Below are 25,097 nucleotides of genomic sequence, written 5' to 3'. Positions count from 1 at the left end.
TTGCTAAGGTCTGGTCAGTAGCGGTTTTCTGACGGACAGGTAATGAGCAAAGAAGCGGCGAGCGAACTGATCAGGGCGCGGGATCTGGAAGCCTTCGACGTCTGGCGACTGCCAGCCTTCGACAGCTTCGATGCGCCTGCAGAAATCCCTGTGCCCGCGGCAGCCGAGCCCGAGCCCCAGCCGGAGCCCCAGATCGAAGAGGTCCCGGTCGAAGAGGTCCAGCCGATCACCCTCGAAGAGCTGGAGGCGATCCGCCAGGAGGCCTACAACGAGGGCTTCGGCACCGGCGAGCGCGACGGCTACCACGCCGGCCAGCTCAAGGCGCGCCAGGAAGCCGAGGCGGCGTTGACCGCTCGGCTCGCCAGCCTGGAGACCCTGATGAGCCATCTGCTCGATCCCATCGGCGAGCAGGACCAGGCCCTGGAGGCCGGCATGGTGCAGCTGGTCCGGCATATCACCCGCGAAGTCATCCAGCGCGAACTCACGCTAGACTCCAGTCAGTTGGTTCAGGTGGTGCGCACGGCGCTGAAGCTGCTGCCCATGGGTGCCGAGAACATCCGCATCCAGGTCAGCCCCCAGGACTTCGAGCTGATGAAGGCCTTGCGTGACCGCCACGAAGAAAAATGGCGCATCCTCGAGGACGAGACCCTGATGCCTGGCGGTTGCCGGATCGAGACCGAGAGCAGCGTCATCGACGCCAGCATCGAGACCCGTCTGACCCAGGCGCTGACCCAGCTGGCCGAACAGCAGCGCCACCAGGCGACCCAGCCCCAGGAAGCCGATCTGCACATCGACATCGAGGATGCCTCCCATGCGTCTTGAGCGTCTGAGTTTCGAACGCCGCCTCAGCGGCTACGATGAAGCCATACGGGTGGAGCAGCAGCCGGTGATCGAAGGCCGCCTGCTGCGCATGGTCGGTCTGACCCTGGAGGCCGAAGGCCTGCGCGCCGCTGTCGGCAGTCGCTGCCGGCTGATCAATGGCGGTGGCTATCAGCCGGTGGAGGTCGAGGCCGAGGTGATGGGCTTCAACGGCAACAAGACCTTTCTCATGCCGGTGGGCAGCCTGGCCGGCATCGCGCCCGGTGCCCGGGTGGTGCCGGTGCCGGATACCGGTCGCCTGCCGATGGGCATGTCAATGCTGGGGCGCGTACTGGATGGCCTGGGCAACGCCCTGGACGGCAAGGGCCGCATGCGCGCCGAAGACTGGGTGCCGATGGACGGCCCCACCATCAACCCGCTCAAGCGCGAACCCATCAGCGAGCCCCTGGACGTTGGCATCCGCAGCATCAACGGTTTGTTGACGGTAGGTCGCGGCCAGCGTCTCGGCCTGTTCGCCGGTACCGGCGTGGGCAAGAGCGTGCTGCTCGGCATGATGACTCGGCTGACCAAGGCTGAGATCATCGTGGTCGGGCTGATCGGCGAGCGGGGCCGCGAGGTGAAGGAATTCATCGAGCACATCTTGGGCGAGGAGGGCATCAAGCGGGCGGTGGTCGTGGCCTCGCCGGCGGACGATGCGCCCCTGCTGCGCCTGCGCGCGGCCATGTACTGCACCCGCATCGCCGAATACTTTCGCGACAAGGGCAAGAACGTGCTCCTGCTGATGGATTCCCTGACCCGCTATGCCCAGGCGCAGCGGGAGATCGCCCTGGCCATCGGCGAGCCGCCGGCGACCAAGGGCTACCCGCCGTCGGTGTTCGCCAAGCTGCCGCGCCTGGTGGAACGGGCCGGCAACGCAGAAAAAGGTGGGGGTTCGATCACGGCGTTTTATACTGTGCTCTCGGAAGGCGACGACCAGCAGGATCCCATCGCCGACTCGGCGCGTGGCGTGCTGGATGGTCACTTCGTGCTGTCGCGGCGGCTGGCCGAGGAAGGGCACTATCCGGCGATCGACATCGAGGCGTCCATCAGCCGGGTCATGCCCCAGGTGGTCAGCCCGGAGCATCTGCGCAACGCCCAGCGCGTCAAGCAGCTCTGGTCGCTCTATCAGCAGGCCAAGGACCTGCTCAGCGTCGGTGCCTATGTGCCCGGCGGGAATGCTGAAACCGATCTGGCGATCGCCCGCTATGCGCCCATGCAGCAGTTCCTGCGCCAGGGCCTGCGCGAAAGCGAATCGCTGGAGCAGAGTTCCGCCAATCTCCAAGCCGTATTGGGAGGCTGATAGATCATGAAAGGCAGAGCCGAGCGTCTGGGTCCGGTGGTGGAGATGAGCGAGCGCGACGAGCGCGACGCCGCCCAGCGCCTGGGGCAATGCCAGCAGCAACTGGCCCAGGCCGAGTTCAAGCTGGGTGAATTGCAGCGCTATCGCGAGGATTACCAGCAGCGCCTGGTGGTCAATGGCAGCCGTGGTGTCACCGGGCAGTGGCTGATCGGCTATCAGCGCTTTCTCAGCCAGCTGGAAGAGGCGATCGGCCAGCAGGAGCGCAACGCCCAGTGGCACCGCGACGTGGTGGTCAAGGCGCGTACCCAGTGGCAGGAGCGCTATGCCCGCCTCGAAGGCCTGCGCAAACTGGTCGAGCGCTATCGCCAGGAGCAGCGCCAGGTCGAGGACAAGCGCGAACAGAAACAGATGGACGAATACGCCCAGCGGGCGCGCTCGACCTATATCTAGGCCGGGCCCCGCCTTCGTTCCTTTTCTTGTCAGTGAGAATGCCGATGTTTTCCTCCCATCTCGATCCGGAAACGCTCGCCGCCCTGCGCGACTGCATGGAGGAGGAGTACGTCGATCTCATCGAAACCTTTCTGCTCGATTGCGAAGAACGCATCGCCGAACTCAAGCGCAGCGTGATCGGTGGCGATGCCGAACAGGTCCGCCAGCTGGCGCACAGCTTCAAGGGTAGCGCCGGCAACATGGGCGCCGCGCCCCTGGCGCAGCTGTGTCGGGACGTGGAGGAGGGCGCGCGGCGCCGGGCGACCACCGCCGAACTGGCCATGGGCGTTTCCGCCATGGAGCGCGAATTCGCCATCGTCCGCATCCTGTTCAAGGTCGAGCGGCAACGCTACGCGGGCTGACCTCGTCAAAGCGCTGGCGTTTCCAGCTGGCGCGCAACTTGCTAGATACCCGGAAACCCGTCGTTCGGAGCTCTCCATGGCCGTCGTGCCCGATTTCCTTTTGAATACTGCCACCTCTCCAGCCGGCACCGGCCGGGCGGCGGCCAAGACCCCTTCCCAGGATCGCCCGGCAGCCCAGGAGCGGTTCGCCGATGTCTTCGCCCAGGAGCAGCCGCGTGAGCCGGTGCGCAGCGAAAAGCCGCGCGACACCAGCGACAGCAAGGCCCCGACCCAGGCGCGCAAGAACGAACCCGGGCGAGCCCGGGATGGCGATGACCGGGTGAAGCGCTCCAGCGATGACGACCGCACGGCGGACGCCAAGCCCGAGGTCGACAGCACCGCCAAGAGCGACGCGCCGTCGGCAGCCGCTACCGACGACAGCGGCAAGACCTTGCCGGTGGCCCAGGGCGAAGACGCCAAGGCGCCGGTGGACGCGGTCTTGGATCCGCTGTTCATGTTCGGCATGACCGGTCAGTTCCCGCAGCCGGTAGCCACACCTGTGGCAACGCCTCAGCTTCCGACCGGGACGGCCGCGGACGCCGCAGCCACCGCCACTGCCCAGGCCCTGGATCCGGCGGCGCTGCTGGGCGCTGCCGTGGCAACCGTAGCCCAGACGACCACCCTGGGTGTCGGTACGGGCACGACGGCCACTCCGGCCAAGCCCGGCGAGCAACAGGCAGCGGACGATGGTCTGGCGCAACTGCTGGGCCAGGTACCCCAGACCCAGGGTGACGCCGCCAAGGCCGCCACCAACGCCAACAACCTGGCGGCCACTCAGCTGCAAGGCTTGCTGCCGGCTGATGGCGCTCCCGCTCCGGTGGCGGATCAGGCGGCCAGCGCGGCCCTGGCTGCGACCCTGGACAAGGGCGATGGGCAGGACGCGGCGGTACCGAGCAAGAGCGATGCCTTCGCCGACAAACTCACCGCCCTGTCCCAAGCCCTCAGCACGCCCGCTGCGACAGCTCGCCCGGTCACGGCCACGGTGCCTGGCCAGCCGCTCAGCCCGCAGGCAGGCAACTTCAGCGAGGCGGTGGTCGACAAGGTCATGTGGATGTCCAGCCAGAATCTCAAGACCGCCGACATCCAGATGGAGCCGGCGCAACTAGGCAAGCTGGAGGTGCGCATCGACATGACCCAGGACCAGACCCAGGTCACCTTCGCCAGTCCCCACGCCGACGTGCGCGAAGCGCTGGATAACGGCAGCCAGCGCCTGCGCGAACTCTTCGCCCAACAGGGCATGAACCTCGCCAACGTCAACGTTTCCGATCAGTCGTCCGGTCAGGCCTGGCAGCAGTCGCAGCAGGGTGGCCAGAGCGATAATTCGCGTCGCGGCAGCCGCGGCGCGGGCGGGGGCGAGGACGAAGCGGTGGCGAATGTCGCCGAAACCCGTGGCGCGGCGACGCTCGCGGCGCGCAGTCTGGTCGACTACTACGCGTGACGGGCCGCCGGCTGCCAGGTGACAGCTTCGGCCGCACCTGCTATATCCCCTTCGTATCAATAGGTTAGCTGCGTCACCCAGCAGGGGTGACGCGCAGCACAGGATTCGGTCGAGCACTTATGGCGAAGAAGCAGGCCCCTGCGGCAGAGGGTGCAGCCGCGGAAGGCAAGGGCAAGGGCAAGCTCAAACTCATCATCATCATCGTCGTGGCCCTGCTGCTGGTCATTGGCGCCTCGGTGGGCGCGACCTGGTTCCTGCTCGGCAAGAAGAGCGCCGAGCCCGAGCACGCCGCGCCGGCCGCTCCGGCGGCACCCGTGCACCTGGCGGCGGTCTACCAGGCGCTGGTGCCGGCCTTCGTGGTCAACTACAACGCCGACGGTCGCCAGCGCTACATGCAGGTCACGGTGACCCTGATGGGGCGTGACCAGGCGCAGATGGATGCGCTCAAGGCGCAATTGCCGCAGGTCCGCAACCAGCTGGTGATGCTGTTTTCCGGCCAGGACTTCAACAGCCTCCTGACGCCGGTGGGCAAGGAGATGCTGCGCCAGCAGGCCACCAGCAAGGTTCAGGAGCTGGCGAAGAAACTGACCGGCCAGACTGCCATCGAACAGGTATTGTTCACCAATCTCGTCCTGCAATAGGTAACGCCATGGCCGTGCAAGATCTGCTCTCTCAGGATGAAATCGATGCCCTGCTGCACGGGGTCGACGATGGCATCGTCGAGACCGAGACCGATGCCGAGCCGGGTACCATCAAGGGCTATGACCTCACCAGCCAGGATCGCATCGTCCGCGGACGCATGCCGACCCTGGAGATGATCAACGAACGCTTCGCCCGCTATACCCGGGTCAGCATGTTCAACCTGCTGCGGCGTTCGGCCGACGTCTCCGTGGGCGGGGTGCAGGTCACCAAGTTCGGTGAATACATCCATTCGCTGTACGTCCCCACCAGCCTCAACATGGTCAAGATGAAGCCGCTGCGTGGTACCGCGCTGTTCATCCTCGATGCCCGGCTGGTGTTCAAGCTGGTGGACAACTTCTTTGGCGGTGACGGCCGCCACGCCAAGATCGAGGGCCGGGAATTCACCCCCACCGAACTGCGCGTGGTGCGCATGGTGCTCGACCAGTGCTTCGTCGATCTCAAGGAAGCCTGGGGCGCCATGCTCGACTGCCAGTTCGAATACATGAACTCCGAGGTCAACCCGGCGCTGGCCAACATCGTCAGTCCCAGCGAAGTGGTGGTGGTGAGCACCTTCAACATCGAGCTGGATGGCGGTGGCGGCGAACTGCACGTGACCATGCCCTATTCGATGATCGAGCCGATCCGCGAAATGCTCGATGCCGGTTTCCAGTCGGACGTGGATGACCAGGACGAACGCTGGGTCAAGGCCCTGCGCGAGGACCTGCTCGATGTGCGCGTGCCGCTGGAGGCGACGGTTGTCCGGCGCCAACTCAAACTCCGCGATATCCTCAACATGCAGCCAGGCGACGTGATTCCGGTGGAAATGCCGGAGGAGATGCTCATGCGAGCCAACGGCATGCCCACCTTCAAGGTCAAGATGGGCGCACGCAAGGGCAACCTGGCCCTGCAGATTCTCGAACCGGTCAGCCGCGGCCGCTGAGCGAAAACCGTTTTTCCGTCCGGGCCGCGGCCCGGCGTAGCACGAGACCCACACGATGGCAGACAACCCCGAAGAACAAGCCCTGGCGGACGAATGGGCCGCGGCCCTGGCCGAAGCCGGTGATGCCAGTCAGGACGACATCGATGCCCTGATGGCTCAGGGTACCCAGGTCGAAGCCCCCAAGCCGCCCAAGGCGCCGGTGGAAGAATTTGGTCAGAGCAGTGGGGGTTTGGCAGTGACTGGCATGGAAGGGCCCAACCTGGATGTGATCCTGGACATCCCGGTGACCATCTCCATGGAGGTCGGCCACACCGACATCTCCATTCGCAACCTGCTGCAACTCAACCAGGGCTCGGTCATCGAGCTCGACCGTCTGGCTGGCGAGCCGCTGGACGTGCTGGTGAATGGTACGCTGATCGCCCACGGTGAAGTGGTGGTGGTGAACGAGAAGTTCGGGATCCGCCTGACCGACGTCATCAGCCCCACGGAACGTATCAAGAAGCTGCGGTGATCCATGAAGAGTCTGCTCCTGCCGCTGGGTCTCCTGCCCCTGACCGTGCGTGCCGCCGAAGCCACCTCGCCGGGGCTGGATGTGGGGGCGCAGGTCGGTCAGCTGCTGCTCGGCCTGCTGCTGGTGATCGCGCTGATCCTCGGTCTGGCCTGGCTGGTGCGTCGGGTGCAGCAGCAGGGGCCGCGTGGCCAGCAGGTGATCAAGGTGATCTCCACCCAGCACTTGGGGCCGCGCGAGCGGCTGGTGCTGGTGCAGGTCGGCCAGGAGCAGCTGCTGATCGGCGTCGCTGGCGGACGGATCACGCCGCTGCACAGCCTGCGCGAGCCGGTGCGACTCGGCGAGACCGAGGCGCCGGCGCCGGAATTCGCCCAGCGCCTGCTGGAACTCATCAGCCGCGATCCCAAGGCGAAACCATGATTCCTTCGCGTCTACCGGCCGGTCTGGGGCGCACCCTGGGCTGGCTGCTGGGCCTGGCCGTGCTTCTGTTCGCGCCCCTTGCACTGGCGCAGCAGGCCGGGCAGGCCAATCCACTGTCGATTCCGGCCATTACCCTGAGTACCAACGGCCAGGGTCAGCAGGAGTACTCGGTCAGCCTGCAGATCCTGCTGATCATGACGGCGCTGAGCTTCATTCCAGCGTTCGTCATGTTGATGACCAGCTTCACCCGCATCGTCATCGTCTTCGCCATTCTGCGTCAGGCGCTGGGTCTGCAGACCACGCCGTCCAACCAGGTACTGGTGGGCATGGCGCTGTTTCTCTCGCTGTTCATCATGGCGCCGGTGTTCGATCGCATCAACACCACCGCCGTGCAGCCCTACCTGAACGAACAACTCAGTGCCCAGGACGCCATCGCCCGCGCCCAGGTGCCGATGAAGGACTTCATGCTGGGGCAGACCCGGCAATCGGACCTGGACCTGTTCATGCGGCTGTCCAAGCGCACCGACATTCCCAGTGCCGATCAGGCGCCCTTGTCGATCTTGGTGCCGGCCTTCGTCACCTCCGAACTCAAGACCGCCTTCCAGATCGGCTTCATGATCTTCATTCCCTTCCTGGTCATCGACCTGGTGATCGCCAGCGTGCTGATGGCCATGGGCATGATGATGCTGTCACCCATGATCATCTCGCTGCCGTTCAAGCTGATGCTGTTCGTGCTGGTGGATGGCTGGGCGCTGATCATGGGTACCCTGGCCAGCAGCTTCGGCACCGTCTAGCGGTGCCCCCTTTGTGTGGAGAAGCGAAATGACCCCTGAAGTCGCCGTCGATCTGTTTCGCCAGGGCCTCTGGCTAACCGCGCTGCTGGTGGCCGTGCTCGTGGTACCCAGCCTGATCGTTGGCCTGATCGTGGCGGTGTTCCAGGCGGCGACCCAGATCAACGAGCAGACCCTGAGCTTTCTGCCGCGGCTGATCGTCACCCTGTTGACGCTGATCGTGCTGGGACCCTGGATGGTCAGGCAGCTGATGGAGTTCATCCAGACCTCGGTCGCCAACATCCCGCGGCTGATCGGCTAGCCCATGCTCGCCCTCAGCGACGCCCAGATCGGCGGCTGGGTCGGCAGCTTCCTGTTTCCACTGTTTCGCATCGCCGCGCTGCTGATGACCATGCCGATCATCGGTACCACGCTGGTCCCGGTGCGGGTGCGGATGTATCTGGCCCTGGCCTTGAGTCTGGTGCTGGTACCGACCCTGCCGCCGATGCCGCAGGTGGATGCCATCAGCCCCCAGGCTTTGCCGCTGATCGTCGAGCAGATCCTCATCGGCGCGGTGATGGGCTTCAGCCTGCAGCTGTTCTTCCACGTCTTCGTGGTGGCGGGGCAGATCATCTCGACCCAGGCGGGCCTGAGCTTCGCGTCCATGATCGACCCGGTCAACGGCGCCTCGGCGCCGGTGATGGGCCAGTTCTTCACCATGCTGGTGACGCTGCTGTTCCTGGCCATGAACGGCCACCTGGTGGTGTTCGAGATCCTCGCCGAAAGCTTCGTCACCCTGCCGGTGGGAGATACCCTGAGTGTCGAGCACTTCTGGCAGGTCGCCGGGCGGCTGGGCTGGGTATTGGGCGCCGGTATCCTGCTGGTGCTGCCGGCCATCACCGCGCTGCTGGTGGTCAACATCGCCTTCGGCATCATGACCCGCGCAGCACCGCAGCTGAACATCTTTTCCGTCGGCATGCCGCTGATCGTGGTGCTGGGCATGGTCATCGTCTGGCTCGGCACTGCCGACATCCTCTCCCACTATGAAAGTCTCGCCAGCGAGGCGCTGCAGTGGCTGCGCGAACTCGCCCGAGCCCGCTAGGAGATATGCCGCATGGCTGAATCCGATGGCGAAGACCGCACAGAAGACCCCACAGAGAAACGCAAGCGTGATTCCCGGGAGGAGGGGCAGCTCCCGCGATCACGCGAACTCGGTACGGTGGCGGTCATGCTTTCGGGGGTCGGCGGCCTGCTGATGTATGGCGCCTTTCTCGGCGGCAAGCTGCTGGAGGTGATGCGCAGCAACTTCTCCCTGCGTCGGGAAGAGGTCATGGACGAGCGCTTCATGGGCACCTTCCTGCTGGCCTCGGGCAAGGCGGCGATGATCGGCATGCTGCCGATGATCGCCCTGGTGGTGATCGCCGCCATCATTGGTCATATCGCCCTGGGCGGCTTCCTGTTTTCCGGCAAGGTGCTGGCGCCCAAGCCGAGCCGGATGAATCCGCTGTCCGGCATCGCCCGCATGTTTTCCAAGAACTCCCTGGTGGAGCTGCTCAAGGCGCTGGGCAAGTTCTTCATCATCCTGGGCGTGTCGGTGATGGTGCTGATGAGCGAACGCACGGCGCTGCTGCAGATCGCCAAGCTGCCGACCGAGCAGGCGCTGCTGCACAGCATGCAGGTGGTGGGGCATGCCACCCTGTTGCTGGCCCTGGGGCTGCTGATCATCGCCGCGGTGGACGTGCCCTTCCAGATCCTCAGCAATCGCAAGAAGCTGATGATGACCAAGCAGGAGATCAAGGACGAATACAAGGATGCCGAGGGCAAGCCCGAGGTCAAGGGCAAGATTCGCCAGATGCAGCGGCAGATGGCGCAGCGGCGGATGATGGCCGAGGTGCCCAACGCCGATGTCGTCATCACCAACCCGACCCACTTCGCCGTGGCGCTCAAGTACGATGCGGCCAAGGGCGGGGCGCCGGTGCTGGTGGCCAAGGGCAGCGATTTCACCGCGTTGAAGATCCGCGAGATTGCTCAGGAGCATCAGGTCTCGCTGCTGGAGTCACCGGGGCTGGCGCGGGCGGTGTATTTCTCCACCGAAGTGGACCAGGAGATTCCGGCCGGTCTCTACGTCGCCGTGGCCCAGGTCCTGGCCTATGTCTATCAGCTCAGGCAATTCCGCGCCGGACGCGGGCGCAAGCCCAAGCTGTCCGATCTGCCCATCCCGCCGGATCTGCGGCGGGATGAGGAGGGGAAGGCGCCTACTTGATGACGCCGCAGGCGACACGTGCGCCGCCACCGCCCAGCGGCTTGGGCTGGTCGGCGTAGTTGTCGCCACCGGCATGCACCATCAGTGCATGGCCCTTGAGCTCTTCGAGACGCTTCAGGCGCGGCGCCAGCACCGGCTGGGTGGCCTGGCCGTCGGCGGTCACATAGAGCGCCGGCAATTCGCCCAGGTGGCCGTCGTCCGACCAGGGCGCGCTGTGCTTGCCGGTGTTGCGCGGATCCAGATGGCCGCCCGCGGCGCCACCCGCGGTCAGGGTGCCATTCACCTCGGCCGCGCCGCAGTTGGGCTTGGTATGGACATGGAAGCCATGGATGCCGGGCTCCAGGCCCTTGAGATCGGGCGTGAAGACCAGGCCGTACTTGGAACGGGTCACCTGTACGCTACCGACGCTTTCGCCCACACCGTCGGTCGTGACCTTGTTCAGCGGGATCGTCAGGGATTCGGCCGCCTGGGCGGTTCCGACCAGGCAGGTAGCCAACAGCGTCGCGGTCCAGATTCTCATGATGATGTTCCTCGGATAGGCGCGCTAGCGCGGGTCCCTAGACAGACTCATGGCCACCGCCCGCGGTTCAGCCGACCATTCCGGCGATCCGTAACCAGTCCTGTATCACCCCCGGAAAAACCTCGCTGATTCAAGGTCTTGTGCAGTTGGCCCGGAGCTTGCTCAAGCCCCTGCGAACAGTGCGCTGCGTCAACTTTCCGTGACGCCGGCACCGGCAAGCGAGGAATGGGTGTGAAAGTCGACAAATCCATGATGATGGGCAACATGCGCGGTCTGGCTCGCGGCAACCTGGGCGTGCCGCTGGCCGTCCTGGCGATGCTCGCCATGATGACGCTGCCGATGCCGCCGTTCCTGCTGGACGTGCTGTTCACCTTCAACATCGCCCTGTCGATCGTGGTCCTGCTGGTCAGCGTCTACGCCCTGCGGCCGCTGGACTTCGCGGTCTTCCCGACCATCCTGCTGGTGTCGACCCTGCTGCGCCTGGCGCTGAACGTGGCCTCGAGCCGCGTCGTGCTGCTGCACGGCCAGGACGGCCACGACGCTGCGGGCAAGGTCATCCAGGCCTTCGGCGAGGTGGTGGTCGGCGGCAACTACGTGGTCGGTGCGGTGGTGTTCGCCATCCTCATGATCATCAACTTCGTGGTGGTGACCAAGGGTGCCGGCCGTATCTCCGAGGTGTCGGCGCGTTTCACCCTGGACGCCATGCCCGGCAAGCAGATGGCCATCGACGCCGACCTCAATGCCGGCATCATCGACCAGGTCGAAGCCAAGAAGCGTCGGACCGAAGTGGGCCAGGAAGCCGACTTCTACGGTTCGATGGACGGTGCCAGCAAATTCGTCCGCGGTGACGCCGTCGCCGGTCTGCTGATCCTCTTCATCAACCTCATCGGCGGCATGGCCATCGGCATGGCCCAGCACGGTCTGCCGTTCGGCGAAGCGGCGCGCATCTACGCCCTGCTGACCATCGGTGACGGCCTGGTCGCCCAGGTCCCTTCGCTGCTGCTGTCGGTCGCCGCTGCCATCATGGTGACCCGGGTGTCCTCGGCCGAAGACATGGGCCAGCAGGTCAATCGTCAGATGTTCGCCTCGCCCAAGGCGCTGGCAGTCTCGGCCTTCATCATCATCGCCATGGGCCTGGTCCCGGGCATGCCGCACCTGCCGTTCCTCGGCCTGGGCGGTGGCGCCGCCGCCGGTGCCTGGCTGATCTACAAGCGCCAGCGCCAGGCCAAGCAGACCGCCGAGGTGGAAGCCAAGAAGCAGCAGGACCTGGCCCCCGTACAGCGTCCGGCCGAGGCCAAGGAGCTGGGCTGGGATGACGTGACCCCGGTGGACATGGTCGGTCTGGAAGTCGGCTACCGGCTGATCCCCATGGTCGATCGCAACCAGGGTGGCCAGCTGCTGGCGCGGATCAAGGGCGTGCGCAAGAAGCTGTCCCAGGACCTCGGCTTCCTCATGCCGTCGGTGCACATCCGCGACAACCTTGACCTGCTGCCCAACGCCTATCGTCTGACTTTGATGGGCGTCAGTGTGGCCGAGGCCGAGATCTATCCGGATCGCGAATTGGCCATCAACCCCGGTCAGGTCTACGGCTCCCTCAACGGCGTCGCCGCCAAGGATCCGGCATTCGGTCTGGAGGCCGTCTGGATCGACGTCACCCAGCGCGACCAGGCCCAATCCCTCGGCTACACCGTGGTCGATGCCAGCACCGTGGTCGCCACGCACCTCAATCAGGTGCTCTTCAAGCACGCCCACGAGCTGATCGGTCACGAGGAAGTCCAGCAATTGCTGCAGGTGCTGGCCAAGAGTTCGCCCAAGCTGGCCGAGGAACTGGTGCCCGGCATCGTCTCCCTCTCGACCCTGCTCAAGATCCTCCAGCAGTTGCTGCAGGAGCAGGTGCCGGTCCGTGACATCCGTACCATCGCCGAAGCCATCGCCAACGTCGGGCCGCGGAGTCAAGATCCCGCCGCCATCGCGGGTGCCGTGCGGGTCGCCCTCTCCCGCGCGATCGTCCAGAACATCGTGGGAATGGAGCCTGAGCTGCCTGTTATCACCCTTGAGCCAAGGTTGGAACAGATGTTGCTAAGTAGTATGCAGAAGGCCGGTCAAGGCGCCGAGGACGGCATGTTCCTCGAGCCTGGCATGGCTGAAAAACTGCAGCGTTCCCTTATCGAGGCAGCGCAGCGTCAGGAAATGATGGGTAAGCCAGTGGTGCTGCTGGTGGCCGGTGCGATCCGCGGGATGATGTCCCGCTTCGCCCGGATGGCGGCACCGAACATGAGTGTACTGGCCTACCAGGAAATTCCGGACAACAAGCAGGTCACCATCGTCGCTACCGTTGGCCAGAATGGCTGAGGTCTAGATCATGCAAGTCAAACGTTTCTTCGCTGCCGATATGCGTCAAGCCATGAAGCTGGTACGCGACGAGCTGGGCCCGGATGCCGCCATCCTCAGCAACCGCCGGGTCGCCGGCGGGGTCGAGCTGACCGCGGCGCTGGACTACCAGGCTCCGGCACCGGCCGCGCCCAACGCGGAGCTGCAGGCGGAGTTGCGCAAGACCCATGCGAAGATCGCCCAGGCCCATGCCGACCTCAGTATCCGTGCCCCGGGCGTGCCCTCGGCCGCGCCGAAGGACAAGCAGCTGCTGGGCGCCATCAGCGCCGCCGACAGCCGTCGCGAGCCGGTGATCGCCCCGCCACGTGCCCCTCAGCCCGCCGCCGCCGCTGCGCCTGCCGCCAGTACCGCGCCGGAAGACCGCCGCGCCCTGGAAGCCATGCGCAGCGAACTCAGTGGCCTGCGTGAACTGCTGGAAGTCCAGCTTGGCTCCATGGCCTGGACCCAGGTGCAGTCCACCCGTCCGCAACAGGCTGGCCTCTGGCGCCGTCTGCAGCGCATGGGCCTGCCCGCCGATCTGGCTCGCCACCTGCTCGACAGCGTCGCCAAGATCCAGGACCCGCGGCATGCCTGGCGCATGCTGCTGGCCAATTTCGCCCAGCTGGCCAAGACCACCGACGCCAAGATCCTGGAGGAGGGCGGTGTTGTCGCCTTCGTCGGTCCGGCCGGCATGGGCAAGACCACCACACTGGCCAAGCTCGCCGCCAACTACGTGCTCAAGTACGGCCCCCAGAGTCTGGCGCTGGTCAGCATGGACAGCTTCCGCATCGGTGCCCAGGAGCAGATCAAGACCCTCGGCCGCATCCTCGACGTGCCGGTCACCCTGGTCGATCCCGGCCAGTCCCTGGCCCAGGCGCTGGCACCCCTGGCGCGCAAGCGCCTGGTGCTGATCGACACCGCGGGCATGCCCGCCAATGATCCGGCGCTCAAGGTGCAGCTCGAAGCCCTGGCCAACCGCCAGTTGAAGATTCGCAATTATCTGGTACTGGGTGTCACCAGCCAGAGCCAGGTGCTCAAGGCGGCCTACCACAGCTATCGGCGCTGCGGCCTGAGTGGCTGCGTGCTGACCAAGCTGGACGAAGCCGCCAGCCTCGGCGAAGCCCTGGGCCTGGCCATCAGCCAGCGTCTGCCGGTGGCCTATATCGCCGACGGCCCGCGTATCCCGGACGACCTGCATCCGGCCCGCAGCCACCAGCTGGTGAGCCGTGCGGTGAGCCTGCAGGCCTCCGAGGAGCCGAGCGAAGAAACCATGGCCGGCATGCTTGCCGGCCTGTATCAAGGCAATGCCCGCCGCGCCGGTTAGCGCAGACGAACGGTAGTGGTGCATTGCATGCCTGGGCACGCCAAATGCACTTAGTCTAAAGTGTGACGGATTTCAATCAAAGGTATCAGGCAATGGGTAGCATGCATCCCGTCCAAGTCATAGCGGTCACGGGCGGTAAAGGCGGTGTCGGCAAGACCAATGTGTCGGTCAACCTGGCCTTGGCCCTGGCCGATATCGGGCGGCGCGTCATGCTGCTCGACGCCGACCTGGGCCTCGCCAACATCGACGTTCTGCTCGGCCTGTCGCCCAAGCGCACCCTGGCCGACGTCATCTCCGGCGAGTGCGAGCTGCGCGACGTGCTGCTGCACGGCCCGGGCGGCATCCGCATCGTTCCGGCGGCCTCGGGCACCCAGGCGATGGTCAATCTGACGCCGGCCCAGCACGCCGGTCTGATCCAGGCCTTCAGCGACATCAGCGAGAACCTCGATGTGCTCATCGTCGATACCGCTGCCGGCATCGGCGACCAGGTGGTCAGCTTCGTTCGCGCCGCCCAGGAAGTCCTGGTGGTGGTGTGCGACGAGCCCACCTCCATCACCGATGCCTACGCCCTGATCAAGCTGCTCAATCGCGACCATGGCGTCACCCGTTTCCGGGTTCTGGCGAACATGGCGCTGACGCCCCAGGAAGGTCGCAATCTCTTTGCTAAGCTGACCAAGGTGACCGACAGATTCCTGGATGTCGCCCTGCAGTATGTGGGCGCCATTCCGTTTGACGAGGCGGTGCGCAAAGCCGTACAGAAACAGCGCCCCGTGTTCGAAGCCTTTCCGCGTGCCAAGGCCTCGCTGGCCTTCCGTGCGGTAGCTCAGAGAGTCGATGGCTGGCCGTTGCCCGCCAATCCGCGCGGCCATCTCGAGTTCTTTGTCGAGCGCCTTGTGCAACCAGCCATCGGTACCCACGCATGACAGCATCCAGCGGGCTTCGCATGTACAGCAAAACCTCGGAACGTACCCAGCAGGAGCAACTCATCAACCGCTACGCGCCGTTGGTGAAACGCATCGCCTACCACCTCTTGGCGCGTCTGCCGGCCAGCGTGCAGGTCGAGGACCTGATGCAGGCCGGCATGATCGGTCTGCTGGAGGCCTCGCGCAAATATGACGCCGGCAAGGGCGCCAGCTTCGAGACCTACGCCGGCATTCGCATCCGCGGCGCCATGCTCGACGAGGTCCGCAAGGGCGACTGGGCGCCGCGCTCGGTGCACCGCAACACGCGCATGGTCACCGACGCCATTCGCGCCGTGGAAGCGCGCACGGGTCGCGACGCTAAAGATTCCGAAGTCGCGGCCGAACTTAAATTGAGTCTGGATGAGTACTACGGCATCCTTGGCGACACCATGGGGAGTCGCCTGTTCAGTTTCGACGACCTCATGGAGGGTGGTGAGCATGGGCTCGAGGAGAGCGGTTCGCATGAACTCGAACCCGGTCGCGGTCTGGAAGACGAGCGCTTCCGCAAGGCCCTGGCCGACGCCATCGCCAATCTTCCGGAGCGTGAACGTCTGGTGCTCTCGCTGTATTACGACGAGGAACTCAACCTCAAGGAAATCGGCGAGGTGCTGGGCGTGAGCGAGTCACGCGTCTGCCAACTTCACAGTCAATGCGCGGCACGCCTGCGGGCGCGGCTGGCGGAATGGCGTTCGCGTTAACCGGCTGGTACTCAGGCTACTACGATTGCTTAGGCGCGCCTCGCGGCGTGTGTGCGGATTAGGACGGAGGTCGACTTGGACAAGAACATGAAAATCCTCATCGTGGATGATTTTTCCACGATGAGACGCATCATCAAGAATTTGCTGCGCGATCTGGGATTCACCAATACCGCCGAAGCAGACGACGGCAACACCGCCCTGCCAATGTTGCAGAGCGGCAACTTCGATTTTCTCGTCACCGACTGGAACATGCCCGGCATGACCGGCATCGACCTGCTGCGCCAGGTACGCGCCGACGCGCGCCTGAAGACCCTGCCGGTGCTGATGGTGACCGCCGAGGCCAAGCGTGAGCAGATCATCGAAGCCGCTCAGGCCGGCGTGAACGGCTATGTGGTCAAGCCTTTCACCGCCCAGGTGCTGAAAGAAAAGATCGACAAGATCTTCGAGCGGGTGAACGGCTGAAGAAAGCCGCGGGGACGTTATGGATCAGCTTGGCACCAACAGCTTCAGCGACTTCGAGTCGAATCTAAAACAGCACGCCCAGGAGCTGGTGAAATGCCTGGAAAGTGGCGACTTCACCCAGGCGGTGCATGTCATCAATGAACTCAACCAGTTGCGTGACCGGGGGCTCTACCAGGAAGTCGGCAAGCTGACCCGCGAGTTGCACAACGCCATCGTCAACTTCGAGATCGATCCGCGCGGCATGGCCGGCGAAGAGGTCTCCCAGATCAGCGATGCCACCGATCGTCTCTCCTACGTGGTGAAGATGACCGAGAACGCCGCCAATCGGACCATGGATCTGGTGGAGGAGAGCGCGCCCCTGGTGGGCAACTTCGGCGACGAAGCCCGTGCCGTGCATGCCGACTGGAAGAAGTTCATGCGCCGGGAAATGGGTGCGGACGAATTCCGCGAGCTGGCCAAGCGCGTCGATGCCTTCCTCAGCCACAGCGAGAGCAGCGCCGAACAACTGTCGGCCAAGCTCAACGACATCCTCCTGGCGCAGGACTACCAGGACCTTACCGGTCAGGTGATCAAGCGCGTGGTCAATCTCGTCGGGCAGATCGAGAAAGACCTCGTCAAGCTGGTGATGATGGCCAGCCAGGTCGATCGCTATACCGGCTTCAGTCACGATCACAGCGCGCTGATCGAACAGAATCGAAAAGAAAAGACGATGAAGGGTGAAGGTCCGCAGATTCATGCCGATAAGCGTGAAGACGTCGTGGCCGCTCAGGTCGACGTCGACGATCTTCTATCCAGTCTGGGCTTCTGACCCAGACCCTCTTGGGGAGTGCAGGAATGAGCTTCGACGCCGATGAAGAGATCCTCCAGGATTTCCTGGTAGAGGCCGGCGAGATTCTCGAACAGTTGTCGGAACAATTGGTCGAGCTGGAAAGCCGTCCGGATGACATGGATCTGCTGAACGCCATTTTTCGTGGCTTCCATACCGTAAAGGGCGGTGCCGGTTTCCTGCAGCTCCATACCCTGGTCGAGTGCTGTCATATCGCGGAAAACGTTTTCGACATCCTGCGCAAGGGCGAACGCCGCGTGGATGCCGAACTGATGGATGTGGTGCTGCAGGCACTGGATTCGGTCAACGAGATGTTTGGTCAGGTTCGGGAACGCGAAGAGCCGACCCCGGCCTCGCCCGAGTTGCTGGCAGCGTTGGCCCGCCTGGCCGATCCGGCCGGCAGCGAACCGGCGCCGGTAGCGGCTGCGCCCGTAGCTGCCACTCCGGTGGTCGCGGCACCGGCGCCCGCCGCTGCTGCTGCAGCTGCCGAGCCGGAATTGAGCGATGCCGATTTCCAGAATCTGCTCGATGCCCTGGGTACCGAGCCGAGTGCGGCAGGGGAAGCGCCTGCGACCGCCGGTGGTGACGACATCACCGATGACGAATTCGAAGCCCTGCTTGATCAGTTGCATGGCAAGGGCAAGTTCCATGACGCGCCGGCCGCTGCGCCGGTTGCTGCCGCAGCGCCTGCTGCCGTTGCCGCAAGCGGTGATGACATCACCGACGACGAATTCGAGGCCCTGCTGGACGAATTGCACGGCAAGGGCAAGTTCGTCGCGAACGAGGCCGCGGCCCCGGCCCCGGCCGCAGCAGCCCCGGCTGCAGCGGCTCCGGCGGCGGCGGGTGGTGACGAGATCACCGACGACGAATTCGAATCCCTGCTCGACGAATTGCACGGCAAGGGCAGATTCAGTGGTCCCGCGGCAGCTGCCGACACTGTAGCCGCACCTGCTGCTGCGCCGGCACCGGTAGCTGCGCCTCAGCCTGCACCTGCACCCGCGCCGAAACCGGCTCCGGTTGCCGAGGCCGCGGTGCCCAAGCCGGCAGCGGCAGCGCCCGCCGAACGTCCCACCAGCGAGGCGGAGACCACCGTGCGGGTCGATACCGCACGGCTGGACGAGATCATGAACATGGTCGGCGAGCTGGTACTGGTGCGTAACCGCCTGGTGCGTCTGGGCCTGAACAGCGGCGACGAGGCCATGGCCAAGGCCGTGTCCAATCTCGACGTGGTCACTGCCGATCTGCAGACCTCGGTCATGAAGACGCGGATGCAGCCGATCAAGAAGGTCTTCGGCCGCTTCCCGCGCCTGGTCCGCGATCTGGCGCGCAGCCTGAAGAAAGAGATCAATCTGGAGCTGGTCGGCGAAGAAACCGACCTGGACAAGAACCTGGTCGAGGCCCTGGCCGATCCGCTGGTGCACTTGGTGCGCAACGCGGTCGACCACGGCATCGAAGGGCCAGCCGAGCGTGAAGAGAACGGCAAGTCCCGCGCGGGGCGTGTAGTGCTCTCCGCCGAACAGGAAGGCGACCATATCCTCCTGTCGATCTCTGATGACGGCAAGGGCATGGACGCGGATCTGCTGCGCAACAAGGCTGTGGAAAAAGGCCTGCTCGACCGCGACGCGGCCGATCGCCTGACCGAGACCGAGTGCTTCAACCTGATCTTCGCCCCGGGTTTCTCCACCAAGGCCGAGATCTCCGACATCTCCGGTCGTGGCGTGGGCATGGACGTGGTCAAGACCAAGATCAGCCAGCTCAACGGCACCCTGAACGTCTACTCGACCAAGGGCCAGGGCTCCAAGATCGTCATCAAGGTGCCCCTGACCCTGGCGATCATGCCGACGCTGATGGTGATGCTGGGCAACCAGGCCTTCGCCTTTCCGCTGGTCAACGTCAACGAGATCTTCCACCTCGACCTGTCCCGCACCAACGTGGTGGACGGCCAGGAAGTGGTGGTGGTGCGCGACAAGGCGCTGCCGCTGTTCTACCTCAAGCGCTGGCTGGTGCCCAATGCGGCCCATGTGGAGCAGGGGGAAGGGCATGTGGTGATCCTCTCGGTGGGCACCCAGCGCATCGGCTTCGTGGTCGATCAGCTGGTGGGCCAGGAAGAGGTGGTCATCAAGCCACTCGGCAAGATGCTGCAGGGAACGCCCGGCATGTCCGGAGCGACCATCACCGGCGACGGGCGCATCGCGCTCATCCTCGATGTGCCCAGCATGCTCAAGCGCTACGCCCGTCGCGGACTCTGAGTCGGCCCGATACGAGCGGCGTCGGGCCCTGGGCCTGGCGCCATCGGGCGGCCTGCGCCGCCCCAGTTAGGAGTTTCAACGTATGCCGGTAAAAGTACTGGTGGTGGACGATTCCGGCTTCTTCCGGCGTCGGCTCAAGGAAATCCTGGCGGCCGATCCCAACATCTCGGTGGTGGGCACGGCCAGCAACGGGCGCGAAGGGGTCGACCAGGCCCTGGCGCTGCGACCCGATGTTATCACCATGGACTACGAGATGCCGATGATGGACGGCATTACCGCGGTCCGCCACATCATGCAGAAGTGCCCGACCCCGGTGCTGATGTTCTCCTCGCTCACCCATGAAGGCGCCCGGGTCACCCTGGATGCCCTGGATGCTGGCGCGGTCGACTTCCTGCCGAAGAATTTCGAGGACATCTCGCGCAATCCCGCCAGTGTGCAAAAGCTGCTGTGCGAGAAGATCCACCATATCGCCCGTTCCAACCGGCGCTTCGCCGTGGCCCCCAGCGTCGCGCCGGCTGCGGCCGCGAGTGCCGCGACCGCGCCGGCCACCGCTCGCCCGGCGGCGCGTCCGGTGGCGTCCAGCAGCGCTCCTGCCAGTCATGCAGCCACGGCTCCGGCTTCGCCGCCGCCCAAGCGCAAGCACTATCGCCTGGTGGCCATCGGCACCTCCACCGGCGGCCCGGTCGCTCTGCAGCGGGTGCTTACCCAGCTGCCAGCCAATTTCCCGGCACCACTGGTGCTGATCCAGCACATGCCGGCGGCCTTCACCAAGGCCTTCGCCGAGCGCTTGGACAAGCTCTGTCGCATCAGCGTCAAGGAAGCCGAGGACGGCGACCAGTTGCGTCCGGGACTGGCTCTGCTGGCACCCGGTGGCAAGCAGATGATGGTGGACGGCCGCGGCACGGTGAAGATCCTGCCGGGCGACGAGCGCCTCAACTACAAACCCTGCGTCGACGTGACCTTTGGCTCCGCGGCCAAGGCCTATGCCGACAAGGTGCTGGCGGTGGTCCTGACCGGCATGGGCGCCGACGGCCGCGAAGGCGCGCGGATGCTCAAGCAGGTCGGCAGCCAGGTGTGGGCCCAGGACGAAGCCAGCTGCGTCATCTACGGCATGCCCATGGCCATCGCCAAGGCCAATCTGGCCGACGCCATCTATGGCCTGGACGACATCGGCAGACACCTGACCGAGGCCTGTTCGTGACGGCAGGCGTTCTCTGGCCAGAAGGGCATTGAGCGTGGACGTTCTCAGTCTCATCGGCATCCTGCTGGCCTTTACCGCCATCATGGGTGGCAACCTGCTGGAGGGCGGTTCCTTTACCGCCCTGGCCAACGCTCCGGCGGCGCTGATCGTGGTCGGCGGCACTCTCGGTGCCGTCCTGTTGCAGACCCGCCTGCCGGTACTGCGCCGGGCCCTCACCATGCTGGCCTGGGTGTTCGTACCGCCACGGCTGGACCTCGTTGGCGGCATCCGCAAGGTGGTCAACTGGAGCAACGTTGCGCGCAAGGAAGGCTTGCTGGGTCTCGAACCCCTGGTCGTCCGCGAAGCCGATCCCTATGCCGCCAAGGGCCTGCAGCTGCTGGTGGACGGCACCGAGCCCGAGGCCCTGCGCAGCATCCTCGAGGTGGATCTCTACGGCCAGGAAGATCGCGACATCGCCGCCGCCAAGGTCTATGAAGCCATGGGTGGCTATGCACCCACGGTCGGGATCATCGGCGCGGTGATGGGCCTGATCCATGTCATGCAGAATCTCGCCGATCCCTCCCAGCTGGGCAGCGGCATCGCCGTGGCCTTCGTCGCCACCATCTATGGTGTCGGCTTCGCCAACCTGCTGTTGCTGCCGGTCGGCAACAAGCTCAAGGCGCTGGCCCAGCAACAGTCCCGCTACCGGGAAATGCTGCTGGAAGGGCTGATGTCCATCGGCGAGGGTGAGAATCCCCGCTCCATCGAAATGAAGCTGCAAGGTTTTCTGGACTAGGAGGACGCCGCATGCCTCGTCGCCGCCGCCGTCCCGAAGAACACGAGAACCACGAACGCTGGCTGGTCTCCTACGCGGACTTCATTACTCTGCTGTTCGCCTTTTTCGTGGTGATGTATTCCATCTCTTCCCTGAACGAAAGCAAGTACAAGGTGCTTTCGGACAGCCTGTCGGGCATCTTCAGTCAGCCGGAGCGCTCGCTCAAACCCATTCCCCTCGGCGATCAGCGTCCCGCGGGCGTGACACCCCCGGTGATGGACGCCAGTGCCGCTCAGCCGGCCAGGGGCACCCCCAGCGACCCGCTGCAGCAGATCGCCGACAGCGTGCGCGCCACCTTCGGCGATCTCATCGCCGGCGACCAGTTGAACATCAAGGCCAGTGAGATGTGGCTGGAGATCGAACTCAGCTCCAATCTGCTGTTCGCCAGCGGCGACTCCCTGCCGAGCAATCCCGCCTTCGGTCTCATGGAGAAGGTGGCCAAGATTCTGGCGCCGTTCAAGAATCCGATCCAGGTACAGGGCTATACGGACGACCGCCCCATCAGCACGGCGCTGTATCCCACCAACTGGGAACTGTCTGCGGCGCGGGCGGCCAGTATCGTGCGGCTGCTGATCGGCAACGGCATCGCGCCGCAGCGCCTGGCCGTGGTGGGCTATGGCGCCTATCAGCCGGTGGTCGACAACACCAGCGACGTCAATCGCGCCCGCAATCGGCGCGTGGTTCTGCTGATCTCGCGCAATCTCGACCTGTTTCGGCCACAGAGCACCTTGCAAAATTCGTCGACTGGCACACAATCTGCAGCATCGCCTGGAGAACCGGCGCCCGGGGTGGCGCCTGTCAAATCTTCGTCGCCGGCCACCAAGCCGGCACCTTGACCCGGCTGGTCGTGTCGTCGGGAGGAAGTCTGCACATGAGAGTCTGGGCTGTCGCCAATCAGAAGGGTGGGGTGGGCAAGACCACCACCACCGTTGCCCTCGCCGGGTTGCTCGGCGATGAAGGCAAGCGCGTCCTGCTGGTGGATCTCGATCCCCACGGCTCCCTGACGAGCTATTTCGGTCAGGATCCGGACAGCCTCGAACACAGCGCGTTCGACCTGTTCCAGCACGGTGGTCAGGTTCCGGAGGGCCTGCCGAAGCGGCTGCTGCTGCCCACCAGTCATCCGCAGCTGTCGATGCTGCCGTCCAGCACGGCGCTGGCTACCCTGGAACGTCAGTCGCCCGGCCAGAGCGGCCTGGGCCTGGTGATCTCCAAGAGCCTGGCACAGCTGTGGAACGACTTCGATCATGTGCTGATCGACAGTCCGCCGTTGCTCGGCGTGCTGATGGTCAATGCCCTGGCGGCCAGTCAGCACCTGGTGATTCCGACCCAGACCGAATTCCTCGCGCTCAAGGGGCTCGAGCGCATGGTCAATACCCTGACCATGATCAACCGCTCGCGCAAGCAGGCGCTGCCCTACACCATAGTGCCGACCCTGTTCGACCGCCGTACCCAGGCCTCCATAGGTACGCTCAAGGTGCTGCGCAGCACCTATCCGGCGCAGCTGTGGCAGGCCTTCATTCCCATCGATACGCGGCTGCGCGACGCCAGTCGTTCCGGGCAGGTGCCGTCGCGCCACGAGATGAACAGCCGCGGCGTCATTGCCTACCGGGCGTTGCTGCGGCATCTGCTCGACGGCGCGCCCAGCAGCCAGGTCGCCTGATTCAAGTTTTCCACCCTGCCGGCCGATAGGCTGGACAACTCACCCACGTAGATCGCCATGAGCCAACCGACGTCTCTCGACAATCGTCCTCAGCGTGTCCTCCAGGGCTATCTTGATGCCCTGTTGCTGGACGCGTTCCTGGAACTGCCGACCGCCGAATCCACGCCGGTCGTGGCTTCCGTGGTGGCACCGGCAGCGCCGATCGCCAGCGTGAGCGAAGACGAATTCGCCGCCGCGGTGCGCGAGGAGCTCGAACGGGATGCCGCGTGGCAACCCCGGGTCGTGCCGCTGGCCGCCCGCCGTGCCGGCGTCACCCTGCCCGAGGTGCTGCAGCCTGCAACCCAGGTGCCGTTGCCGCCGGAAACCGACATCGAGCTGGACTGGCGTGTCCCCGAACTGGCCCCCGCCGCCGAGCCGGCGCGTCCGGTGGTGGAGGGCATTGCCCTCGGTACCCCGGCGGTGCAGCCCGCCGCCGCGGCTGGCGTACCGCCCGGCGCCGTGCACCTGGAAGGTCGCCCCGAGTGGGGCGAAGAACCCTTCGAATGCCTGCTGTTCGACGTGGCCGGCCTGACCCTGGCCGCGCCCCTGGTGTGCCTGGGCTCCATCTACCCGCTGACCGACGAAGAGTTGACGCCGCTGTTTGGTCAGCCAGACTGGTTCCTGGGCCTGCTACCCTGCCAGGCAGGCAACCTGCGCGTGCTCGACGCGGCGCGTTGGGTAATGCCCGAGCGCTACCGCGACGACTATCGCGAAGGCCTGAAATTCGTTATATCGCTGCAAGGCCTGGACTGGGGCCTGGCCGTGCATGGCGTCAGCCATTCGGTACGGCTGGATCCCGCCGAGGTCAAATGGCGGAATCAGCGCGCTACCCGGCCGTGGCTGGCCGGTACGGTGATCGATCAGATGTGTGCGCTGCTGGATGTGGCGGCGCTCGCTGAACAGGTGGTGGGTGGCCGTCGCTAGGGCTGCCCGCTGCAACTAACCGGCGGGTTCGCCCGCTTCGCCGCACGTGCGGTATTTGACGAGGCTAGGGAACATGAAAAAAACGTCCGCACAGGGTTCCGAAGATCCGGTCCTGCAATGGGTCACCTTCCGCCTGGATAACGAGACCTACGGCATCAACGTGATGCAGGTCCAGGAAGTCCTGCGCTACACCGAAATCGCTCCGGTCCCGGGTGCGCCGAGCTACGTGCTGGGCATCATCAACCTGCGCGGCAACGTGGTGACGGTGATCGACACCCGTCAACGCTTCGGTCTGCTGCCCACCGAGGTCACCGACAACACCCGTATCGTCATCATCGAGGCCGACAAGCAGGTCGTCGGCATCCTGGTCGACAGCGTGGCCGAGGTGGTCTATCTGCGGCAGTCGGAGATCGAGACCGCACCGAACGTCGGCAATGACGAGTCCGCCAAGTTCATCCAGGGCGTGTGCAACAAGAACGGCGAGCTGCTGATCCTGGTCGAGCTCGACAAGCTGATGACCGAAGAAGAGTGGTCGGAGCTGGAAAGCATCTGATGCTCGTCGGGCTGATCCTGCTCAGCGTTGCCCTGGGGCTGGCCTGTGCCGGCCTCGGCGGTTGCTGCTGGTTGCTCTGGCAGCGCCAGCAGCAACAGGCGGCCAAGCTGGCCGAGCGGGAGGCCCTGGTCGACAAGCGCATGCAGATCCTGCTCAAACGCCTGGAAACCTACCAGGCCGGGCAGGTACGCATGGGCGAACAGGTGCAGGGGCTGGCCCAGGTGGTGGCACCCTTGCCCGATCGCCTGACCCAGATCGAGCAGAGCGATCCTACCAGTCTGTCGTTTTCCCAGGCAGCGCGCCTGGTGGGGCTGGGCGCCAGCGCCGACGATCTCACTCAGGCCTGTGGTCTGTCCCAGGCCGAAGCCGAGCTGGTGGCGCGGCTGCATCGGCAGCGCCAGCAGCGTTCCGGCTGATCAGGCCGGTG

Annotated in this window: 28 protein-coding genes; 27 read left to right on the top strand and 1 reads right to left on the bottom strand. The window is 65.1% G+C overall.

Translation table 11 applies throughout. The annotated features are described in order from the left end of the window. Positions 1–42 precede the first annotated feature (42 nt). From fliH to flhB, 13 genes are all read left to right on the top strand, one after another. The gene (fliH, locus tag BGI51_RS23055) at positions 43–822 is read left to right on the top strand and encodes a flagellar assembly protein FliH (protein WP_187979887.1); all 780 of its coding nucleotides are present in this window, start codon (positions 43–45) and stop codon (positions 820–822) included. Then, positions 812–2,158: a flagellar protein export ATPase FliI gene (gene fliI / locus BGI51_RS23050; protein WP_017642072.1), complete on the top strand. Its 1,347-nt coding sequence runs from the start codon at positions 812–814 to the stop codon at positions 2,156–2,158. The genes fliH and fliI overlap by 11 nt, the downstream gene beginning before the upstream one ends. Before the next feature lie 6 nt (positions 2,159–2,164). Next, a complete protein-coding gene (gene fliJ / locus BGI51_RS23045) occupies positions 2,165–2,608 on the top strand; it encodes a flagellar export protein FliJ (RefSeq protein ID WP_187979886.1) in 444 nt (147 codons plus the stop codon). A 44-nt stretch (positions 2,609–2,652) separates the two neighbouring features. Continuing rightward, a complete protein-coding gene (locus BGI51_RS23040; protein WP_158889348.1) occupies positions 2,653–3,009 on the top strand; it encodes an Hpt domain-containing protein in 357 nt (118 codons plus the stop codon). 76 nt (positions 3,010–3,085) lie between these two features. Continuing rightward, entirely contained in the window at positions 3,086–4,486 is a 1,401-nt protein-coding gene (locus BGI51_RS23035; protein ID WP_187979885.1) for a flagellar hook-length control protein FliK, read from the top strand. Between the two features lie 119 nt (positions 4,487–4,605). Next, positions 4,606–5,127, top strand: coding sequence for a flagellar basal body-associated protein FliL (fliL, locus tag BGI51_RS23030; RefSeq protein WP_027597975.1), 522 nt, complete (start codon positions 4,606–4,608; stop codon positions 5,125–5,127). An 8-nt stretch (positions 5,128–5,135) separates the two neighbouring features. Further along, positions 5,136–6,107: a flagellar motor switch protein FliM gene (fliM, locus tag BGI51_RS23025; protein WP_017642077.1), complete on the top strand. Its 972-nt coding sequence runs from the start codon at positions 5,136–5,138 to the stop codon at positions 6,105–6,107. A gap of 55 nt (positions 6,108–6,162) precedes the next feature. Then, positions 6,163–6,618, top strand: a complete 456-nt coding sequence (fliN, locus tag BGI51_RS23020; RefSeq protein ID WP_133862393.1) for a flagellar motor switch protein FliN — start codon at positions 6,163–6,165, stop codon at positions 6,616–6,618. A gap of 3 nt (positions 6,619–6,621) precedes the next feature. Then, positions 6,622–7,035 carry a flagellar biosynthetic protein FliO gene (gene fliO, locus BGI51_RS23015; protein WP_187979884.1) on the top strand — a complete coding sequence of 138 codons (414 nt, stop codon included), beginning with the start codon at positions 6,622–6,624 and terminating at the stop codon, positions 7,033–7,035. Next, positions 7,032–7,829 (top strand): flagellar type III secretion system pore protein FliP, encoded by a 798-nt coding sequence (gene fliP / locus BGI51_RS23010; RefSeq protein ID WP_133862391.1) that lies wholly within the window; start codon positions 7,032–7,034, stop codon positions 7,827–7,829. Before fliO ends, fliP begins: the two co-directional genes overlap by 4 nt. 28 nt (positions 7,830–7,857) lie before the next feature. After that, complete coding sequence (gene fliQ, locus BGI51_RS23005; RefSeq protein WP_027597972.1) at positions 7,858–8,127, top strand: flagellar biosynthesis protein FliQ; 270 nt, start codon at positions 7,858–7,860, stop codon at positions 8,125–8,127. A gap of 3 nt (positions 8,128–8,130) precedes the next feature. Continuing rightward, positions 8,131–8,907 carry a flagellar biosynthetic protein FliR gene (gene fliR, locus BGI51_RS23000; RefSeq protein WP_158889354.1) on the top strand — a complete coding sequence of 259 codons (777 nt, stop codon included), beginning with the start codon at positions 8,131–8,133 and terminating at the stop codon, positions 8,905–8,907. A 12-nt stretch (positions 8,908–8,919) separates the two neighbouring features. Then, the gene (gene flhB, locus BGI51_RS22995; protein ID WP_187979883.1) at positions 8,920–10,068 is read left to right on the top strand and encodes a flagellar biosynthesis protein FlhB; all 1,149 of its coding nucleotides are present in this window, start codon (positions 8,920–8,922) and stop codon (positions 10,066–10,068) included. Here the strand turns inward: flhB and sodC are convergent. Continuing rightward, the gene (gene sodC, locus BGI51_RS22990; protein ID WP_133862388.1) at positions 10,061–10,588 is read right to left on the bottom strand and encodes a superoxide dismutase family protein; all 528 of its coding nucleotides are present in this window, start codon (positions 10,586–10,588) and stop codon (positions 10,061–10,063) included. The genes flhB and sodC overlap by 8 nt on opposite strands. A gap of 249 nt (positions 10,589–10,837) precedes the next feature. Here sodC and flhA point away from each other — a divergent pair, with 249 nt between their 5' ends. From flhA to BGI51_RS22920, 14 genes are all read left to right on the top strand, one after another. Beyond that, complete coding sequence (gene flhA, locus BGI51_RS22985; RefSeq protein ID WP_252977320.1) at positions 10,838–12,940, top strand: flagellar biosynthesis protein FlhA; 2,103 nt, start codon at positions 10,838–10,840, stop codon at positions 12,938–12,940. Between the two features lie 10 nt (positions 12,941–12,950). Then, the gene (gene flhF / locus BGI51_RS22980) at positions 12,951–14,282 is read left to right on the top strand and encodes a flagellar biosynthesis protein FlhF (RefSeq protein ID WP_187979882.1); all 1,332 of its coding nucleotides are present in this window, start codon (positions 12,951–12,953) and stop codon (positions 14,280–14,282) included. 92 nt (positions 14,283–14,374) lie between these two features. Continuing rightward, positions 14,375–15,205: a flagellar synthesis regulator FleN gene (fleN, locus tag BGI51_RS22975; protein WP_133862385.1), complete on the top strand. Its 831-nt coding sequence runs from the start codon at positions 14,375–14,377 to the stop codon at positions 15,203–15,205. After that, positions 15,202–15,942: an RNA polymerase sigma factor FliA gene (fliA, locus tag BGI51_RS22970; RefSeq protein WP_027597968.1), complete on the top strand. Its 741-nt coding sequence runs from the start codon at positions 15,202–15,204 to the stop codon at positions 15,940–15,942. The genes fleN and fliA overlap by 4 nt, the downstream gene beginning before the upstream one ends. Positions 15,943–16,029: 87 nt before the next feature. Then, positions 16,030–16,404, top strand: coding sequence for a chemotaxis response regulator CheY (locus BGI51_RS22965; RefSeq protein WP_169853335.1), 375 nt, complete (start codon positions 16,030–16,032; stop codon positions 16,402–16,404). A 19-nt stretch (positions 16,405–16,423) separates the two neighbouring features. Continuing rightward, positions 16,424–17,212: a protein phosphatase CheZ gene (locus BGI51_RS22960; protein ID WP_133862384.1), complete on the top strand. Its 789-nt coding sequence runs from the start codon at positions 16,424–16,426 to the stop codon at positions 17,210–17,212. A 26-nt stretch (positions 17,213–17,238) separates the two neighbouring features. Next, entirely contained in the window at positions 17,239–19,479 is a 2,241-nt protein-coding gene (locus BGI51_RS22955; RefSeq protein ID WP_187979881.1) for a chemotaxis protein CheA, read from the top strand. A gap of 82 nt (positions 19,480–19,561) precedes the next feature. Next, positions 19,562–20,680, top strand: a complete 1,119-nt coding sequence (locus BGI51_RS22950) for a protein-glutamate methylesterase/protein-glutamine glutaminase (protein WP_187979880.1) — start codon at positions 19,562–19,564, stop codon at positions 20,678–20,680. Between the two features lie 34 nt (positions 20,681–20,714). Then, complete coding sequence (locus BGI51_RS22945; protein WP_187979879.1) at positions 20,715–21,455, top strand: flagellar motor protein; 741 nt, start codon at positions 20,715–20,717, stop codon at positions 21,453–21,455. 11 nt (positions 21,456–21,466) lie between these two features. Beyond that, positions 21,467–22,330, top strand: a complete 864-nt coding sequence (gene motD / locus BGI51_RS22940) for a flagellar motor protein MotD (protein WP_187979878.1) — start codon at positions 21,467–21,469, stop codon at positions 22,328–22,330. 35 nt (positions 22,331–22,365) lie between these two features. Then, positions 22,366–23,154: a ParA family protein gene (locus BGI51_RS22935; RefSeq protein WP_187979877.1), complete on the top strand. Its 789-nt coding sequence runs from the start codon at positions 22,366–22,368 to the stop codon at positions 23,152–23,154. Between the two features lie 57 nt (positions 23,155–23,211). Then, the gene (locus BGI51_RS22930; RefSeq protein ID WP_187979876.1) at positions 23,212–24,117 is read left to right on the top strand and encodes a chemotaxis protein CheW; all 906 of its coding nucleotides are present in this window, start codon (positions 23,212–23,214) and stop codon (positions 24,115–24,117) included. A gap of 73 nt (positions 24,118–24,190) precedes the next feature. Further along, entirely contained in the window at positions 24,191–24,670 is a 480-nt protein-coding gene (locus BGI51_RS22925) for a chemotaxis protein CheW (RefSeq protein ID WP_007160357.1), read from the top strand. Next, a complete protein-coding gene (locus BGI51_RS22920; protein WP_133862377.1) occupies positions 24,670–25,086 on the top strand; it encodes a DUF2802 domain-containing protein in 417 nt (138 codons plus the stop codon). Before BGI51_RS22925 ends, BGI51_RS22920 begins: the two co-directional genes overlap by 1 nt. Positions 25,087–25,097 lie beyond the last annotated feature (11 nt).

The sequence above is a fragment of the Pseudomonas oryzihabitans genome (assembly GCF_014522265.1).
In the GTDB taxonomy this organism is placed as follows: Bacteria; Pseudomonadota; Gammaproteobacteria; order Pseudomonadales; family Pseudomonadaceae; genus Chryseomonas; species Chryseomonas aestiva.
This window is presented reverse-complemented; position numbering and strand designations above follow the sequence as displayed.

Bases quoted from the DNA above. Each gene is read 5' to 3' on its own strand.
- fliL (WP_027597975.1), top strand. From the start codon at position 4,606: ATGGCGAAGAAGCAGGCCCCTGCGGCAGAGGGTGCAGCCGCGGAAGGC.
- BGI51_RS22925 (WP_007160357.1), top strand. From the start codon at position 24,191: ATGAAAAAAACGTCCGCACAGGGTTCCGAAGATCCGGTCCTGCAATGG.
- fliM (WP_017642077.1), top strand. From the start codon at position 5,136: ATGGCCGTGCAAGATCTGCTCTCTCAGGATGAAATCGATGCCCTGCTG.
- BGI51_RS22965 (WP_169853335.1), top strand. From the start codon at position 16,030: ATGAAAATCCTCATCGTGGATGATTTTTCCACGATGAGACGCATCATC.
- BGI51_RS22950 (WP_187979880.1), top strand. From the start codon at position 19,562: ATGCCGGTAAAAGTACTGGTGGTGGACGATTCCGGCTTCTTCCGGCGT.
- fliQ (WP_027597972.1), top strand. From the start codon at position 7,858: ATGACCCCTGAAGTCGCCGTCGATCTGTTTCGCCAGGGCCTCTGGCTA.
- flhF (WP_187979882.1), top strand. From the start codon at position 12,951: ATGCAAGTCAAACGTTTCTTCGCTGCCGATATGCGTCAAGCCATGAAG.
- sodC (WP_133862388.1), bottom strand. From the start codon at position 10,588: ATGAGAATCTGGACCGCGACGCTGTTGGCTACCTGCCTGGTCGGAACC.
- BGI51_RS22955 (WP_187979881.1), top strand. From the start codon at position 17,239: ATGAGCTTCGACGCCGATGAAGAGATCCTCCAGGATTTCCTGGTAGAG.
- BGI51_RS23035 (WP_187979885.1), top strand. From the start codon at position 3,086: ATGGCCGTCGTGCCCGATTTCCTTTTGAATACTGCCACCTCTCCAGCC.
- fliP (WP_133862391.1), top strand. From the start codon at position 7,032: ATGATTCCTTCGCGTCTACCGGCCGGTCTGGGGCGCACCCTGGGCTGG.
- fliH (WP_187979887.1), top strand. From the start codon at position 43: ATGAGCAAAGAAGCGGCGAGCGAACTGATCAGGGCGCGGGATCTGGAA.
- BGI51_RS22930 (WP_187979876.1), top strand. From the start codon at position 23,212: ATGAGCCAACCGACGTCTCTCGACAATCGTCCTCAGCGTGTCCTCCAG.
- BGI51_RS22935 (WP_187979877.1), top strand. From the start codon at position 22,366: ATGAGAGTCTGGGCTGTCGCCAATCAGAAGGGTGGGGTGGGCAAGACC.
- flhB (WP_187979883.1), top strand. From the start codon at position 8,920: ATGGCTGAATCCGATGGCGAAGACCGCACAGAAGACCCCACAGAGAAA.
- BGI51_RS23040 (WP_158889348.1), top strand. From the start codon at position 2,653: ATGTTTTCCTCCCATCTCGATCCGGAAACGCTCGCCGCCCTGCGCGAC.
- fliR (WP_158889354.1), top strand. From the start codon at position 8,131: ATGCTCGCCCTCAGCGACGCCCAGATCGGCGGCTGGGTCGGCAGCTTC.
- motD (WP_187979878.1), top strand. From the start codon at position 21,467: ATGCCTCGTCGCCGCCGCCGTCCCGAAGAACACGAGAACCACGAACGC.
- fleN (WP_133862385.1), top strand. From the start codon at position 14,375: ATGGGTAGCATGCATCCCGTCCAAGTCATAGCGGTCACGGGCGGTAAA.
- BGI51_RS22920 (WP_133862377.1), top strand. From the start codon at position 24,670: ATGCTCGTCGGGCTGATCCTGCTCAGCGTTGCCCTGGGGCTGGCCTGT.
- fliA (WP_027597968.1), top strand. From the start codon at position 15,202: ATGACAGCATCCAGCGGGCTTCGCATGTACAGCAAAACCTCGGAACGT.
- BGI51_RS22960 (WP_133862384.1), top strand. From the start codon at position 16,424: ATGGATCAGCTTGGCACCAACAGCTTCAGCGACTTCGAGTCGAATCTA.
- fliO (WP_187979884.1), top strand. From the start codon at position 6,622: ATGAAGAGTCTGCTCCTGCCGCTGGGTCTCCTGCCCCTGACCGTGCGT.
- flhA (WP_252977320.1), top strand. From the start codon at position 10,838: ATGATGATGGGCAACATGCGCGGTCTGGCTCGCGGCAACCTGGGCGTG.
- fliI (WP_017642072.1), top strand. From the start codon at position 812: ATGCGTCTTGAGCGTCTGAGTTTCGAACGCCGCCTCAGCGGCTACGAT.
- fliN (WP_133862393.1), top strand. From the start codon at position 6,163: ATGGCAGACAACCCCGAAGAACAAGCCCTGGCGGACGAATGGGCCGCG.
- fliJ (WP_187979886.1), top strand. From the start codon at position 2,165: ATGAAAGGCAGAGCCGAGCGTCTGGGTCCGGTGGTGGAGATGAGCGAG.